Annotated in this window: 1 protein-coding gene; it reads right to left on the bottom strand. The window is 33.3% G+C overall.

Annotation, left to right across the window (positions count from 1 at the left end; genetic code table 11):
• Positions 1 to 33 precede the first annotated feature (33 nt).
• Positions 34 to 453, bottom strand: a 420-nt coding sequence (locus DEQ92_RS22685) for a S8 family serine peptidase (RefSeq protein ID WP_147299601.1), incomplete at its 5' end; no start/stop codon positions are given.

Genomic DNA, 453 nt, shown 5'->3' with positions numbered 1-453 from the left:
CAATTAAGTATAGACGATTCACTTAATTATATCCTATTGGATATAATCAAATGTCAAGGCATTTTCTAATCGTAAAAACCCATTTCCATACAAATTATTATTTTTATGCACTTTCTCACAAGAATTTATCAATATTCTACGAATATCAGAAGCAGACATACTCGGATTTTTCTCTTTCAGTAAAGCAGCAGCAGAAGCTACATGAGGAGTCGCCATTGAAGTCCCGCTCATTTTACGATAATTATTAGGGGGATATGTAGATATAATATCTGATCCAGGGGCTGTAATATCAATTTTAGGACCTGTTGAAGAAAACAAACTACGTTCTCCATTTATATCGTTAGATGCCACAGAAATTACTGAATCATATCTAGCTGGGAATGTTATATTATCCCCTTTTCCAATTATGTTCCCAAAGTTTCCAGCAGCAGCCACAATAATAATGTTTTTTTT

It is taken from the genome of Haloferax sp. Atlit-6N, from assembly GCF_003383195.1.
Lineage (GTDB): Archaea > Halobacteriota > Halobacteria > Halobacteriales > Haloferacaceae > Haloferax > Haloferax gibbonsii.
Note: the sequence above shows the minus strand (reverse complement) of the source record. Positions and strands in the feature narration are given on the sequence as shown.